Annotated in this window: 15 protein-coding genes; 2 read left to right on the forward strand and 13 right to left on the reverse strand. The window is 68.8% G+C overall.

Translation table 11 applies throughout. The features are described from left to right. The 5 genes from carB to pyrR form a co-directional block, all read right to left on the reverse strand. The coding region (gene carB / locus VF542_RS07965) for a carbamoyl-phosphate synthase large subunit (protein ID WP_408651164.1) at positions 1-1,489 on the reverse strand (1,489 nt) is incomplete at its 3' end. Next, complete coding sequence (gene carA / locus VF542_RS07970) at positions 1,489-2,673, reverse strand: glutamine-hydrolyzing carbamoyl-phosphate synthase small subunit (RefSeq protein WP_408651165.1); 1,185 nt, start codon at positions 2,671-2,673, stop codon at positions 1,489-1,491. The genes carB and carA, both read right to left, overlap by 1 nt. A 163-nt stretch (positions 2,674-2,836) precedes the next feature. Next, positions 2,837-4,177: a dihydroorotase gene (locus tag VF542_RS07975; RefSeq protein ID WP_408651166.1), complete on the reverse strand. Its 1,341-nt coding sequence runs from the start codon at positions 4,175-4,177 to the stop codon at positions 2,837-2,839. Continuing rightward, complete coding sequence (locus tag VF542_RS07980; protein WP_408651167.1) at positions 4,174-5,178, reverse strand: aspartate carbamoyltransferase catalytic subunit; 1,005 nt, start codon at positions 5,176-5,178, stop codon at positions 4,174-4,176. The genes VF542_RS07975 and VF542_RS07980 overlap by 4 nt, the downstream gene beginning before the upstream one ends. 73 nt (positions 5,179-5,251) lie before the next feature. Further along, complete coding sequence (gene pyrR, locus VF542_RS07985; RefSeq protein WP_408651168.1) at positions 5,252-5,863, reverse strand: bifunctional pyr operon transcriptional regulator/uracil phosphoribosyltransferase PyrR; 612 nt, start codon at positions 5,861-5,863, stop codon at positions 5,252-5,254. A 255-nt stretch (positions 5,864-6,118) separates the two neighbouring features. On the opposite strand from pyrR, the gene VF542_RS07990 reads away from it, so the two are divergent. Then, on the forward strand, positions 6,119-6,709 hold the full coding sequence (locus VF542_RS07990) for a transcriptional regulator (protein WP_408651169.1): 591 nt from the start codon (positions 6,119-6,121) through the stop codon (positions 6,707-6,709). Between the two features lie 31 nt (positions 6,710-6,740). Here VF542_RS07990 and nusB read toward each other — a convergent pair whose 3' ends face one another. From nusB to VF542_RS08010, 4 genes are all read right to left on the reverse strand, one after another. After that, on the reverse strand, positions 6,741-7,163 hold the full coding sequence (gene nusB / locus VF542_RS07995) for a transcription antitermination factor NusB (protein ID WP_408651170.1): 423 nt from the start codon (positions 7,161-7,163) through the stop codon (positions 6,741-6,743). Positions 7,164-7,220: 57 nt separating this feature from the next. Continuing rightward, complete coding sequence (gene efp / locus VF542_RS08000) at positions 7,221-7,784, reverse strand: elongation factor P (protein ID WP_408651171.1); 564 nt, start codon at positions 7,782-7,784, stop codon at positions 7,221-7,223. 146 nt (positions 7,785-7,930) lie between these two features. Further along, complete coding sequence (gene truB / locus VF542_RS08005) at positions 7,931-8,833, reverse strand: tRNA pseudouridine(55) synthase TruB (RefSeq protein ID WP_408651172.1); 903 nt, start codon at positions 8,831-8,833, stop codon at positions 7,931-7,933. 99 nt (positions 8,834-8,932) lie between these two features. Continuing rightward, entirely contained in the window at positions 8,933-10,939 is a 2,007-nt protein-coding gene (locus VF542_RS08010; protein WP_408651173.1) for a B12-binding domain-containing radical SAM protein, read from the reverse strand. A gap of 215 nt (positions 10,940-11,154) precedes the next feature. Here VF542_RS08010 and VF542_RS08015 point away from each other — a divergent pair, with 215 nt between their 5' ends. Further along, positions 11,155-11,310 (forward strand): hypothetical protein, encoded by a 156-nt coding sequence (locus tag VF542_RS08015; RefSeq protein ID WP_408651174.1) that lies wholly within the window; start codon positions 11,155-11,157, stop codon positions 11,308-11,310. A 191-nt stretch (positions 11,311-11,501) separates the two neighbouring features. Here the strand turns inward: VF542_RS08015 and VF542_RS08020 are convergent, their stop codons facing one another. The 4 genes from VF542_RS08020 to rbfA form a co-directional block, all read right to left on the reverse strand. Beyond that, on the reverse strand, positions 11,502-11,996 hold the full coding sequence (locus tag VF542_RS08020; RefSeq protein ID WP_408651175.1) for a hypothetical protein: 495 nt from the start codon (positions 11,994-11,996) through the stop codon (positions 11,502-11,504). A 96-nt stretch (positions 11,997-12,092) separates the two neighbouring features. Further along, positions 12,093-13,400 (reverse strand): MATE family efflux transporter, encoded by a 1,308-nt coding sequence (locus VF542_RS08025; protein ID WP_408651176.1) that lies wholly within the window; start codon positions 13,398-13,400, stop codon positions 12,093-12,095. A 7-nt stretch (positions 13,401-13,407) separates the two neighbouring features. Beyond that, positions 13,408-14,025: a GNAT family N-acetyltransferase gene (locus tag VF542_RS08030; protein WP_408651177.1), complete on the reverse strand. Its 618-nt coding sequence runs from the start codon at positions 14,023-14,025 to the stop codon at positions 13,408-13,410. Next, positions 14,006-14,440, reverse strand: coding sequence for a 30S ribosome-binding factor RbfA (rbfA, locus tag VF542_RS08035; RefSeq protein WP_408651178.1), 435 nt, complete (start codon positions 14,438-14,440; stop codon positions 14,006-14,008). Before rbfA ends, VF542_RS08030 begins: the two co-directional genes overlap by 20 nt. Positions 14,441-14,467 lie beyond the last annotated feature (27 nt).

Here is a 14,467-nt window from a genome sequence, read left to right on the forward strand (position 1 = left end):
CCCTGCGCAGCAGGTCGGCGGTGATGTCCGGGGCCTCGACCAGCTCCTGGCCGACCTCCAGGATCAGCGCGAACTGGTCGATGAACCACGGGTCGATGCCGGTGGCCTCGGCGACCTCGGTGACGCCCGCCCCGGCCCGCAGAGCGCGCTCGATGGCATAGATCCGCCCGTCGGTCGGAACCGAGGCGATGCCGAGCAGCTCCTGGATCGACGCCAGTCCGAGGCCGGCGTCGAGGTCACCGGTGGTCCAGAAGCCGGCCGCCCTGGTCTCCATCGAGCGCAACGCCTTGCCGAACGCCTCGGTGAAGTTACGCCCGATGGACATTGCCTCACCGACGGACTTCATGTGCGTGGTCAGCACCGGGTCGGCACCGGGGAACTTCTCGAACGCGAACCGCGGAACCTTGACGACGACGTAGTCCAGGGTCGGCTCGAAGCAGGCCGGAGTGGCCCTGGTGATGTCGTTGCTGACCTCGTCGAGGGTGTAGCCGACCGCCAGCTTCGCCGCGATCTTGGCGATCGGGAAGCCGGTGGCCTTGGAGGCCAGCGCGGAGGACCGCGAGACCCTCGGGTTCATCTCGATGACGATCATCCGGCCGGAGATCGGGTCGATCGCGAACTGGATGTTGCAGCCGCCGGTGTCGACCCCGACCTCGCGCAGCACCGCGATGCCGACGTCGCGCATCCGCTGGTACTCCCGGTCGGTCAGGGTCATCGCCGGCGCCACGGTCATCGAGTCGCCGGTGTGCACGCCCATCGGGTCGATGTTCTCGATCGAGCAGACCACCACCACGTTGTCGCGCCGGTCGCGCATCAGCTCCAGCTCGAACTCCTTCCAGCCGAACACGCTCTCCTCGACCAGCACCTCGTGCACCGGGGAGGCAGCCAGGCCCCGCGAGACCTGGGTCCGCACCTCCGCCGCCGAGTGCGCCATTCCCGAGCCGAGGCCGCCCATCGTGAAGGACGGCCGGATGACGACCCGGTTGCCGACCGTCTCGGCGAAGGCCACCGCCTCGTCCAGGGTGTGGCAGACCGCTGACAGCGGCACCTCGGCACCGACCGTCCGGACGATGTCCTTGAACTTCTGGCGGTCCTCACCGCGCTGGATGGCGTCGATGTCAGCGCCGATCAGCTCCACGCCGTGCCGTTCCAGGACGCCGCGATTGTGCAGCGCCACGGCGAGGTTCAGCGCGGTCTGCCCGCCCAGGGTGGCCAGCAGGGCGTCGACCGGGTGGCCCAGGGCCGCCTCGGTGGCGATCACCTTCTCCACGTACTCCGGTGTCAGCGGCTCGATGTAGGTGGCGTCGGCGAACTCGGGGTCGGTCATGATCGTGGCCGGGTTGGAGTTCACCAGGCTGACCCGGAATCCCTCGCTGCGCAGCACCCGGCAGGCCTGGGTTCCGGAGTAGTCGAACTCGCAGGCCTGACCGATCACGATCGGACCCGAGCCGATCACCAGGATGTGTTGGATGTCGGTGCGCTTGGGCATCAGGCGCCTTCCCATGCATCTGTCGGCTCCGCGCTCAATCCGCGCTTCAACTCGCCGGTGCTCACTCGCTGTCGCCCTTCCAGGAGTTCGGTGAACCGGTCGAACAGGTAGGCCGCATCATGCGGACCGGCCGCGGCTTCAGGGTGGTACTGCACCGAGAACGCCGGGACGTCCCGGGCTCGCAGTCCCTCCACCACGTTGTCGTTGAGGCTGATGTGGCTGACCTCCACAGCACCGAAGTCGGTGTCGACCGGCTCGAAGGACGGGGCGGCTGGCCATTCAATGGCGAAGCCATGATTGTGGGCGGTGATCTCCACCTTGCCGGTCGTCCGGTCCTGAACGGGCTGGTTGATGCCGCGGTGGCCGTAGCGCAGCTTGTACGTCCCGAAGCCGAAGGCCCTGCCCAGCAGCTGGTTGCCGAAGCAGATCCCGAAGACCGGGGTGCCGGTGCCCAGCAGTTCGCGCAGCAGCGCGACCGGGCCGTCGGCGGCGGCCGGATCACCCGGTCCGTTGGACAGGAACACCGCGTCGGCGCCGGTGTCGAGCACCTGCCGCAGGGTGGAGGCGGCGGGCAGCACGTGGCTGGTGATGCCACGCTCGGCCAGCCGGTGCGGGGTCATCGACTTGATGCCGTAGTCCAGCGCCGCGATGCTGAAACGGTGGGTTCCGATCGCCTCGACGGTGTAGGCCTGCTCGGTACTGACCTCGCCGGCCAGATCCGCACCGGCCATGCTCGGTGAGTTCAGCACCCGCTGCCGCAGCGACCCCGGATCCAGATCGGTGGAGGAGATCGCGCACCGCATGGCACCCCGCTCGCGCAGGTGCCGGGTGAGCGCCCTGGTGTCGATGCCCGAGATCCCCACCACTCCCTGGTCCCGCAGCTCCTCGTCCAGGGACCCGGTGGCGCGCCAGCTCGACACCCGCCGGGCCGGGTCGCGCACGACGTAGCCCGACACCCAGATCCGCCGGGACTCCTGGTCCTCGTCGTTCACCCCGGTGTTGCCGATGTGCGGGGCGGTCTGGACCACCACCTGGCGGTGGTAGGAAGGGTCGGTCAAGGTCTCCTGATAGCCGGTCATGCCGGTGTTGAACACCGCCTCGCCGAAGGTCTCCCCCACCGCGCCGTAGGACTCGCCGGGAAAGACCCGGCCGTCCTCCAGGACCAGAATTGCCTTGTCAGTCATAGGTGTCTTGCTCTCTTCCCCGCTACTCGATCGCGCTGTCCATGCCGGACAACCGGTCTTGTCATCAGCTCTGATGCCGGTGTCCAGTTGCTGCTCGCCGTGCTGCCCTGCCGCAGTACCGGCGCCCGGCTTCCGGTGAGCCCGGCCACCGACTCCCGGCGGGTCACGCGCCCACCGGCTGCGGGTGGAGCTGCCGCCCGGCCGCCAACCGGCCGTCGCGCACGGTGGCCCGCCCGCGCAGAAAGGTCGCCAGCACCCGGCCCGGCAGCCGACGGCCGGCGAACGGGGTGTTGCGCGACAGCGAGGCAAGCGCAGCCGGCTCCACCAGCCAGCTCGCGGCCGGGTCGATCAGGGTGAGGTTCGCCGGCTCCCCCGCCGCGATCGGGCGGCCATGACCGGCCAGCCGGCCGATCAGCGCCGGCCGGACGCTCATCCGGTCGGCGAGCCCGGCCCAGTCCAGCCGGCCCGGGACGACCATCGTCTCGATCAGCACACCGAGGGCGGTCTGCAGCCCGAGCATGCCGAACGCGGCGTCGCCGAAGGCGTGGTCCTTGTCGTGCGGGGCGTGCGGGGCGTGGTCGGTGGCGACCGCGTCGATCGTCCCGTCGGCCAGTCCCTCCCGTAGCGCCTCGACGTCCTCGGCCGGGCGCAGCGGCGGGTTGACCTTGAACACCGGGTCATAGCTGCTCAGCAGGTCACACGTCAGCAGCAGGTGGTGCGGGGTCACCTCGGCGGTCACCGCGATGCCACGCCCCTTGGCCCACCGCAGCACCTCGACGGTGCCGCCGCTGGAGACGTGGCAGACATGCAGTCGCGAGCCGGTGTGCCGGGCCAGCATCACGTCGCGGGCGACGATGCTCTCCTCGGCGACGGAGGGCCAGCCCGGCAGGCCCAGCCGGCCGGACAGCTCCCCCTCGTGCGCGCAGCAGCTGGCGTCGGCCAGCCGGGGATCCTGGGCGTGCTGGGCCAGCACCGCGTCGAACGGCTTGAGGTACTCCAGCGCCCGGCGCATCAGCCGGGCGTCGCTGACGCAGTGCCCGTCGTCGCTGAACACCCTGACCGCGGCGGCCGAGCGGGCCATGTTGGCGATCTCGGCGAGTTGCTCGCCGGCCAGCCCGCGCGAGACGGCGCCGACCGGCCGGACGTCGACCAGGCCGGCCAGCTCGCCCAGCCTGGCAACCTGCTCGACCATCTCGGCGTTGTCGGCCACCGGATCGGTGTTGGCCATCGCGTGCACCGCGGTGAACCCGCCCAGGGCGGCCGCCGCCGAACCGGTGGCGATCGTCTCGGTGTCCTCGCGGCCGGGCTCGCGCAGGTGGGTGTGCAGGTCGACCAGGCCGGGCAGCAGCACCGCGCCGTCAGCCTCGATCAGCTCCCCGCCGTCCGGCGGGCTGAGCTTCGGCCCGACCTCGACGATCACCCCGTCGGCCAGCAGCACATCGGTGTGCGGACCGTTCAGTGGCCGGACACCGCGCAGCAGCACCGGCTGCCCCGGGCTGGTCATGAGGCACCTCCGGCCGGTTCCGCCCGCAAGGCACCTTCCACCTCGTCGGCACCGGCCAGCAGGTGGTAGAGCACCGCCATCCGGACGGCCACCCCGGCCCGGACCTGGTCCAGCACCAGCGACCGGCCGCTGTCGGCGGCAACGGAGGAGATCTCCAGGCCGCGGTTCATCGGCCCGGGGTGCAGCACCGGCGCGTGCTCGGGCAGCAGTTCCAACCGGGCCGGGCTCAGCCCGTAGCCGATCGCGTACTCCCGCTCGGTGGGGAAATAGCCGACGTTGGCCGCCCGTCCGCTGGACGAGCCACCGCCCATCCGCTCGCGCTGGACCCGCAGCATCATCACCGCGTCGACGTCGCCGGCCACCTTGCCGGCCAGCGTCGCGTCGAGGTCCCAGCTGGTGGTGCAGTTCCAGGCGTGCACGCCGGCCGGCATCAGGGTGGGTGGGGCGACCAGGGTGACCTGGGCGCCCAGGGTGCTCAGCAGCAGGACGTTGGACCGGGCCACCCGGCTGTGGGCCAGGTCGCCGACGATGACGATGTGCCGGCCCGCCAGCTCACCGAGCCGGCGGCGCAGCGAGAACGCGTCCAGCAGGGCCTGGGTCGGGTGCTCGTGGGTGCCGTCGCCGGCGTTGATGACGTGGCAGTCGACCCACTCGGTGATCCGTTGCACCGCGCCCGAGCTGGGATGCCTGATGACCAGGGCGTCCACCCCGAGCGCGGCGACCGTCAGCGCGGTGTCGCGCAGGCTCTCGCCCTTGCTGACGCTGGAGCCCTTCGCGCTGACGTTGATGACGTCCGCCGACAGCCACTTTCCGGCGATCTCGAAGGACGACCTGGTCCGGGTCGAGTCCTCGAAGAACAGGTTCACGACGGTGCGCCCGCGCAGCGCCGGCAGCTTCTTGACCAGCCGGTTCTGGATGGCGTCCATCTGCTCGGCCGAGTCGAGGATCTCCCGCGCGCCGGCCGCGTCGAGATCGGCGGCCGAGAGCAGGTGCCGGGTCATCGGTCCTCCGCGGTCTTCGCGCGAGCGCTCATCCCTGACATTCGCTCCGCTCCTCGCTGCGCTCGATGCTCGCTCATACGATGCTCACCTCGTCCACGCCGTCGGTCTCGGCGAGGCTGACCCGGACCTGTTCCTCGGCCGAGGTCGGCAGGTTCTTGCCCACGTAGTCGGCCCGGATCGGCAGCTCGCGGTGGCCGCGATCGACCAGCACCGCCAGCTGCACCACTCGCGGCCGTCCCAGGTCGGTCAGCGCATCCAGCGCGGCCCGGACCGTCCGGCCGGAGAACAGCACGTCGTCGACCAGGATCACCAACTTGCCGTCCACCCCGCCCTCGGGCTCGACCGTGCGTCCCAGCGGCCTGCTGGCCTGAGTGCGCAAGTCGTCGCGGTACAGGGTGATGTCGAGGCTGCCCAAGCCCACCCGGACGCCGGCGAAGCTGGCGATCCGGTCTGCCAGCCGGTGTGCCAGTGGCTGGCCACGAGTCAGGATGCCGAGCAGCACCACACCGGTGCCGCCCTGCGTCTTCTCCAGGATCTGGTGGGCTATCCGATCCAGCACCCGGGCGATGTCATCGGCCTGCAGGACGGTCTTGGCGCCGGCTGACCGCGGGGTTACCGGGCGCCTCGGCGCTGCCGGTGCGGTGAAGGTGGGGGGTCCGGCGGCAGAAGTTGCCGGGGACGGCATTGCTGGGTTTGGCTGCGCAGGCACGCTGCGAAGACCCCCTTCCTCGCCTCACGGGACGAGTCGTTAAAGGACGTCGAATCGACACTGACGGTAGCAGAGGGAAGGATGACAACCACGACCAGGACGCTAGTGTCGGGTTGCCTGGTTACAGTTTGTGGAAGTGTTACCCTGTGAAGCCAGCGTTACCAGACATTGGGTACCAATGCCAAACTGAAAATGATTACGACGCGTGGCCACTCTGTTAAGGACGGGGACGTGACTGAGTACAACACTCCGACCATCGGTGACGATGTTGCTGCAGCCCCGGGTGCCGAAGGTGCCGGTTCCGACGCGGCCGGACTCGCCCCGGGCGACCGTGAATATGCTCGCGCACTCGGTTCCAGGCTGAGGGCGGTCCGGTCCCAGCAGCGGCTGTCCTTGCACGGCGTCGAACGCAAGTCCAACGGCAAGTGGAAAGCGGTCGTGGTGGGGTCCTACGAGCGCGGCGACCGTGCCGTGTCGGTGGCCCGGCTGGCCGAACTCGCCGAGTTCTACGGCGTGCCCATCTCCGAACTGCTGCCCACCGAAGAAGGCGCGCCGAGCAGCCGAGCCGACAGTGGCGGCAAGGTCGTGCTCGACCTGCAGAAGCTGCAGCACGTGCCCGCCGAGGACGCCGCACCCCTGGTTCGGTACGCGCACTCGATCCAGCGCCAGCGCGGGGACTACGGCAACAAGGTGCTCTCGATCCGCGGCGAGGATCTGCGGGCGCTGGCCCTGATGTTCGACACCTCGCTGGAGCGGCTGACCGAGAAGCTGCTCGGCTGGGGTGTGCTCGCGCCCGGCTCGATCGGGCACGGCCTCGACTAGCGGCTCTGCCGCTACCCGAACCTGTACGATCTCAGGTGGCGGCTGCGCCGCCAGCTGGCAGCTGATCACGCAGGACCCTGCCCAGGATCCCGTTGACGAACTTCGGTGATTCGTCGGTGGACAGCAGCTTGGCCAATTCCACCGCCTCGTCGATGGCGACCGCATCCGGCACATCGGCGGCCCACAGCAGCTCATACAGCCCGATCCGCAGCACCGCCCGGTCCACTCCCGGCATGCGATCCAGGGTCCAGCCCTCGGAGTAGTCGGTGAGCAACTGGTCGATCGCGGCCCGGTGCGCGCTGACCCCTTCGACCAGCTCGATCGTGTAATCGTTGATCGGCGGGTCGGCCAGCGCGATCCGCTCGGCCAGCGTGGTCACCGGGTCCGCGCCGCGCAGGTCGGCTTCATAGAGCAGGTCTACCGCCCGTTTACGGGCCTTGCTGCGAGCGGCCACTATGCCCCGCCCCTCGCTCCGCTCCTCGGCGCTGACGCGCCTGCGATGCTCACTCGGTCAGCCGTTGATGCGGCCGAGGTAACGGCCGTCCCTGGTGTCGATCTTGATCTTCTCGCCGGTGGTGACGAACAGCGGCACCTGCACCTCGGCGCCGGTCTCCACCGTCGCGGGCTTCGTCCCGCCGGTCGCCCGATCACCCTGCAACCCGGGCTCGGTGTAGGTGATCAGCAGCTCGACCGAGGTGGGCAGCTCGATGTAGAGCGGAACGCCCTCGTGCACCGCGACCACCGCTTCGGAGTTGTCGAGCAGGTAGTTGGCGCCGTCACCGACGACCGTGCCGGGCACGTGGATCTGGTCGTAGGTGTCGCCGTCCATGAAGACGAAGTCCTCGCCTTCCTTGTACAGGTAGGTCATCGCGCGCTTGTCCACCGTCGCGGTCTCGACCTTGGTGCCGGCGTTGAAGGTCCGGTCGACCACCTTGCCCGACAGCACGTTCTTCAGCGTGGTCCGGACGAAGGCACCGCCCTTGCCGGGCTTGACGTGCTGGAACTCCACCACGGTCCACAGCTGGCCGTCGATGTTGAGCACCAAGCCGTTCTTCAGGTCATTCGTGGTGGCCATGAGTACCTACGTCTCCTAAGGGATCACATGAAGTTCCTGCGGCGAACGCCAGCTCGGACGCGCCGCGAGCGCGAACCGCGGGCGGCTCTTTGGACCTAGTTTAGCCGTCGCCCCGCGGCCTCCCCGCCCGCCCGGGCGGGCGCGCCTCAACTTGCCGGGGTGAAACCGAGCACCGGCCGGGCACGGCCGTCCCACTCGCGCAGCAACGCCACGGCCTCACCGGTCTCGGCGATCCCGCCGTAGGTGCCCTCGATCCCGGCCGGCTCGATCGTCCGGCCGAAGGTCAACTCGCTGGCCTCGGCCGGCAACAGCGTCCGCACCGGCATCGTGGTGGCTATCGCCTGCGGCAGCGGCAGCATGATCGGATCGGCCAGCTCGGCCAGTTCGGCCAGCGTCACCGCCCGCTCCAGCCCGAACACCCCGACCCTGGTCCGTCGCAGCGCGGTGAGATGGCCGCCCACCCCGAGCAGCTCACCGAGGTCGCGGGCCAGCGCCCTGACGTAGGTGCCGGACGAGCAGTCCACCTCGACCTCGACGTCACAGCAGTCCCCGGCATCGCTCGGCTCGGAGACGATCTCGAACCGCTCGATGGTCACCGGCCGGGCTGCCAGGTCCACCGCCTGACCGGCCCGGACCAGCGCGTAGGCCCGCTCGCCGTCGACCTTGATCGCCGACACCGACGACGGCCGTTGCAGGATCTGACCGGTCAGGGTATCGATCCCGGTCTCGATGGCGACCCGGTCGAGGCCGGCCGCCGATGCGGTGGACAGCACCGTGCCCTCGGCGTCGTCGGTGCTGGTGGCCACGCCCAGCCGGATGGTGGCCCGGTAGGTCTTGTCGGTGAGGATCAGGTGGTTCATCAGTTTGGTGGACCGCTCCACGCCCAGCACCAGCACGCCGGTGGCCATCGGGTCCAGGGTGCCGGCATGCCCGACCCGGCGGGTGCCTGCGATCCGGCGGACCTTCGACACGACGTCGTGGGAGGTCATGCCCGCGGGCTTGTCCAGGATGATCAGCCCGCCCGGCCCGGTCGGACCCTTTCTTGCCAACGCCGTCCCATTTCACCTGTCGCACCTGCTACGCGAGGCCCGCGCGCATCGACATCCGCCCGTGCCGATGATCGAGCCGCGAGCGTACCCGCTCCGTCACTACTCGCCCGCTGCCAGGACCGGCTCGCCGCTCCCGTCGGTGAGAAACGCCAAGCTGTCGAATAGCGGAGCGACCTGTGTCTGCAGATATCTCAGGTCGACGTCGTGTTCCAGCAGGAGAGCGAACAGGTCTGCTGCGGTCGGTTTCAGGAAGGTGACCCTGCCGTTCATCCGGTTGATCACCACACAACTGCCGGGCTCCTGTCCCCCGGCCACCCGGCTCGTGATCTCACGCAGCCGCGTCGCGGCCGGGAAGCCGCCACACTCCCGCATGGTGAGCCCTACCCGTTGCAGGTCCCGCGGCCTCAGGTGCGAGAGCATGCAGAGCAGCAGCTCGCGTGGAACCCATCGCGCCGAGCTGTAGCTGGGGATACGTCTGGTGGCCTCGTACAGCGCCCCCTGCCACTCCAGTGCCCGACCCGCGCTGATGCCAGTCCTGGCGTCGTACCGGTAGTAGACATCGACGTCATCGTCGCCGGTGGGGCGCAACTCCACCCCGAAGTCCTCGACGTGCTTGAAGATCGGTGCATTGTGTTCGAGAGAGAAGGTCCCGGCGCCGAACGAGCTGACGATGCCGGGGTTCTCGAGGATGAAATCGTAGGTGGTCCGGGCATCCTCCTCCCGCTCGCCCGGAAAGCCGAAGAAGAGGAAGCAGTGCATCCAGATGCCGGATTCGGTGGCGTCAGTCAGGTTGGCGACTATCGTCTCCCGCTTGCTCCGCTTACGCATCAGGTCCAGAACGCGCTCCGACGCCGACTCCAACCCGACGTAGAGCGAACGGAACCCGGCCCGATGCATGCCCTCGAAATCGTCCCGGGTGTAGGACGGTTCGAACTTTATGAGACCGGTGAAGGTCCACGCGGTTTCAGCATGAGGTGGGAACAGCCGGCTGATGGCGCGGGCGGTGGTAGGTGGCAGCGCCTCGTCGTTGAAGGCGAAGTGCGTCACGCCGTAGCGATCGGACAAGGTACGGATGGTGTCGAGCAGGTCTGGAGCCTTGTACGGAGCGTACTTCTCGCCGTACACCATGCCGTGATGGCAGAATTCACACTTCCCCCAGTAACACCCCCGCGCCGACAACAGCGGAAGGGTGACCTCCGGCGAGATGTACCGGCCCAGCGGCAGATCGTCGAAGTCGGGAATCGGCAGTTCCGCCACGTTCAACGGCGGGCACGGCGAGGACGATTCGATGCGCCCGTCGCGGGCGTAGACGATGCCCGGCACATCGGCGGTCAGCGGGCGGCCTGCTCTGACGTTTGCCAGCAACCGCTCGGCAGGCTTCTCACCCTCATTGCGCACTATCACGTCGAAGTATCGATCGAACCACTCCGGCAGCAGGGCGCCGCGCTCGAAAATGCGGGAGAAGATGGTGCCGCCGATGATCACCGGCACGCCGAGCTCCTGCTTGAGGCGGGCTCCGAGCAGCAGGGTGAAGTAAAGCTGCTCCTGACCGATGCAGGACAAGCCCACCACGGCCGGTTCGGCCGGCAGGATGTGTTGCCGGACCGCGCGTTCGATGAACTCGCCGATGATTCGGGGAGGCGAGCTGACGCTGCGCTTGAGCTCGCCCACCTTCAGGTTTCCACTAGTCAGCCTGAACTCGTACGGCGACACCGTGAACCCGTCCGCGACGGTGGAGACCGCGTCGAGGTAACTCTCCAGGGACTGGATCGCCAGGTAATTCCTGGCCATGTACGACTCGGCGCTCTCGTCGTCGTCGTACGCGTGATCACTCAGTCGCGCCAGGTCCTGACGAAAGGACGGCGCGTTCTCGAATATGGCCAGCAAGCCGAGCCTGGCTTGGTGCGAAAGCGCGGACCGGCGCACTTCTTCGGCGAGTATCTGGGCGCAGTCATCCGAAAGCAGCCATTCGTAGAACAGGACATTCAGGTCGACGGACGCAACATCGAAACCGGCGCGTTTCAACCATGCGGAAAGTGAGGGAAGGGACAGTGCCGGCTGAAAAGGGCTCCATTGCGGCGGGAACACGAGCAGTAATTCCGTCATTTCGACGTCCTGAGATAGCGGGTGGCAGATGCTGGTATCACCGACTCCTTGCGACAGGATCCTGCGAGACGGCCGGCAAGAGTATCGACTTACGGCCACTATCGGGTGGGCCTGGTAGTCCTGGCCGTTCGGAAGTGGTCCTTCAGCTGCCGCGCTTACTCGTTCTGGTTCTGGTTGTGGTTTGCATCAGCTTGGATGAGCGAGGACGCCCTACCTTGCAGGAGCTCGACAAGGTCTGCGGTATTGAGCTGGCGAACCCGCTCGGCGATATCGGCGTTCAACTTCTCGATCTCTGGATTCACTTTCGCATCGGCCTGATCGTCTGCTTGCATCCGAACCTCCAGAATCCTCCGGCCGGCCACGTAGCGTGACAGGCGCTTCGATAGGCAACTTCGAGGCTAGAGGAGCGTGTTCGACCATTCAATAGTCATCCCGGTGAATTCCCCGCTGTATACAGCGGGCGAGTAGACACTGACTCAGCTCGCCAGAAAAGTCCTAATACACACTTGACGACGGAACCGGGCGAACATGATGTCCGCCATTCGGCTTGGATCTCCCCCGATCAGTCCTTGGGCCCCCACGGGCACTCGGCATTGCTGTAATCGGGGTTCCAGCACGGCGCCGTCCCATTGATCCTGGGGATCAGCCGGTGCTCGGTGCCGACGACGTTGACCAGCACGATCAGGCAGAGCACGATCTGCACGGTCACCGCGGCCACCCGGCCCCGGCGCAGCGCGAAGGCGAGGATCAGGGGCGGCAGCGCTATCGCGGTGAGGGTCAGGACGGCTGCCACGTGCATCAGATGCAGCTGGGTGCGAAGCCCGCAGAGGTCACCGCAGGTGGAGGTCTGCCAGCCCGATATCACCAGCACGCCGACGAAGTCGAAGACCGCCACGCACAACCCCGCGAAGAAGGCGTCCAGGAAGGAGAAGTCGTCTAACCGGACCCGCAGCCGGTCCCAGGCAGTAGGGCGGCCCGGTTGCGCCGCTGTGCCGGGCTTGTCGACGACCCAGGAGATGTAGGTGGCCCGGTTCGAGCCGCCCCGCCTACCTGCCATTGCCCGTACCTCCGTGCCTCCCGTACCGATGTGCTGCCGTGCTGCCCTGCTGCCGTGCTTCCGTCCTGCCTCGTTGCTGCGACCGATCTCGCGGTCTCAGCGTTGCTCGCCCACCACCAGCCAGTGCCCGGACCTGGTCCGCCACACCATCCCGGCGAACCGGATGCCGATGAACGCTGCCAGGCCAGCCCACACCCCGGACAGCCCCCAGTCCAGCCGCAACGCCAGCAGGCACAGCGGGATGAAGCCGCCGAGCACCGCCACCACGGTGATCGTCCGGATGAAGGCGTTGTCGCCGGCACCGAGCAGCACCCCGTCCAGGGCGAAGACGACCCCAGCCACCGGCATCATGACGACCAGCCACGGCCACAGCACGTGCGCCTGCTCGCGGACCCCGGCATCGGAGGTGAACAGTGCCGGTACCAGGTACCAGCCGCCGGCCATGACCGCCCCGAACACCACGCCGGCCACCAGCCCGTAGCGGCTGACCCGCCAGGCGGTGCTCTTGGCCGCCGCCACCGCCCCGCCGCCCAGCGCGGCGCCGACCAGCGCCTGGGCGGCGATCGCGAACGAGTCGAGCAGCAGCGCGACGAACTCCCACAGCTGCAGGCCGATCTGGTGCGCGGCAAGCTGAGCGGCGCCCAGCCGGCCGGCCACGCCGGCGGCCACCAGGTAGGCCGCCTGGAAGGCCAGCGCCCGGATCACCAGATCCCGGCTGACCACCAACTGAGACCGCATCACGGTCCAGTCGGGAGCCAGCGGCACCCGCTCGGCCCTGATCGCCCGCAGGCACAGCGCCGCGCCGACCCATTGCGCCAGCACGTTGGCGATCGCCGAGCCGGTCAGCCCGAGCCCGGCCGGATAGACCAGCAGCGGCGATGCGATCGCTGAGAGCAGGTTGGCCACCACCACGATCCGCACCGGCGTCCGGGTGTCCTGGACCCCGCGCAGCCAGCCGTTGCCGGCCAGCACCAGCAGGATGCCGGGCAGCCCCAGGATGGCGATGCGCAGCCACTGGGTGGCCTCGTCGGCGACCGTTCCGGGGCCACCGGTGACCGCCTCCACCACCGGCCGGGCCACCAGCTCACCGACCAGCACCGCCAACAGCCCGATGCCCAGGGCCAACCAGGACGCCTGGACTCCCTCGTTCACCGCCGCCGGCCGGCGACCGGCGCCGAAGTAGCGGGCCGCCCGTCCGGTGGTGCCGTACTCCAGCGTGCTGCCGAGCACCGCCAGCATCGTCATTACGGTGCCGGCCGCGCCGAGGGCGGCGAGCTCCACCCGGCCCAGGTGCCCGACGACGGCAGTGTCCACCAGCACGAACAGCGGCTCGGCGGCCAGCACCACGAACGCCGACGCCGCCAGCGCCACGATCCGGCGGGCCGGAACCTCGACGACGCTCAACGCCGGCTCACAGCGGGTGGAACATGATCAGCAGATCGACGAAGCCCTGCTCCGGATGGTGGAAACCGCCCGGCACCGTGCCGATCACCGAGAACCCGAGATCGAGATAGAGCTTCACCGCATATCCGTTCGAGGCGGCCACCGCGTTGAACTGCAGGCCCCGGAAACCGGCCGCGCGGGCCTGGTCCAGGCAGTGCAGCACCATCGCCCGGCCGATCCCCCGGCCGCGGGCGGACTCGCTGACCATGTAGGACGCGCTGCCGATGTGCGAGCCGGGGCCGGCCTTGTTGGGGCCCAGCCGGTAGCTGCCCAGCACGGTGGCCGGACCCGAATCCAGCCCGTCGCCGGAGGCTTCGGTGGCTTGGCCGTCAGGAGCTTCGGTGCCCCGGCCGCCGCTCACCAGCCGGCCGTCGCTCACCAGCCAGACGCCGTCCGGCGGCGAGCCGAACCACAGCTGCCGGCCGGCGTCGTAGCCCATCGCCGGGTCGTAGCAGTAGGTGTCGCCGGCGGCCACGATCTGGTGCCAGAACGGCCAGATCAGTGGCCAGTCCGACGGGCCGGCCAGCCGGAACGCCAAGCCCCCGCCGGCAGCGCCACCGGCCGGCTCACTCGTCGTCGACGTCACGTGGCTTGCGGTACGGGTCGGGATCACCGGCCGGCACCGCGTGTGCCCGGGCCTGCTCGACCTGGGCATCGGCCTGCCGGGCGACGGCGAGCAACTCGTCGATGTGCTGGGCCGACTGCGGCAGCTCGTCGAGGAAGAACGACACCGTAGGAGTGAACTTGACCTGGGTCTGGCGTCCCACCTCGCTGCGGATCTGCCCCTTGGCGGCCTCGAGGGCGGCAGCCGAGTCAGCCCGTTCGGCCTCGTCACCGAGCACCGTGTAATACACCGATGCGTCGTGCAGGTCACCGGTGATCTTGACGTCGGTGACGGTCACCATCCCCAGTCTCGGATCCTTGATCTGGCTCTCGATGTAGGACGCGACGATCTGGCGGATACGACCGGCCATCCGGCGCGCGCGTGGTGAATCGGCCATGGCTGGAACTCCTTGCTGACCTCACGG

Source organism: Jatrophihabitans sp., from assembly GCF_036389215.1.
Lineage (GTDB): Bacteria > Actinomycetota > Actinomycetes > Mycobacteriales > Jatrophihabitantaceae > Jatrophihabitans_A.

Bases quoted from the DNA above. Each gene is read 5' to 3' on its own strand.
- carA (WP_408651165.1), bottom strand. From the start codon at position 2,673: ATGACTGACAAGGCAATTCTGGTCCTGGAGGACGGCCGGGTCTTTCCC.
- VF542_RS07980 (WP_408651167.1), bottom strand. From the start codon at position 5,178: ATGACCCGGCACCTGCTCTCGGCCGCCGATCTCGACGCGGCCGGCGCG.
- rbfA (WP_408651178.1), bottom strand. From the start codon at position 14,440: ATGGCCGATTCACCACGCGCGCGCCGGATGGCCGGTCGTATCCGCCAG.
- VF542_RS08020 (WP_408651175.1), bottom strand. From the start codon at position 11,996: ATGGCAGGTAGGCGGGGCGGCTCGAACCGGGCCACCTACATCTCCTGG.
- efp (WP_408651171.1), bottom strand. From the start codon at position 7,784: ATGGCCACCACGAATGACCTGAAGAACGGCTTGGTGCTCAACATCGAC.
- VF542_RS08010 (WP_408651173.1), bottom strand. From the start codon at position 10,939: ATGACGGAATTACTGCTCGTGTTCCCGCCGCAATGGAGCCCTTTTCAG.
- VF542_RS07975 (WP_408651166.1), bottom strand. From the start codon at position 4,177: ATGACCAGCCCGGGGCAGCCGGTGCTGCTGCGCGGTGTCCGGCCACTG.
- pyrR (WP_408651168.1), bottom strand. From the start codon at position 5,863: ATGCCGTCCCCGGCAACTTCTGCCGCCGGACCCCCCACCTTCACCGCA.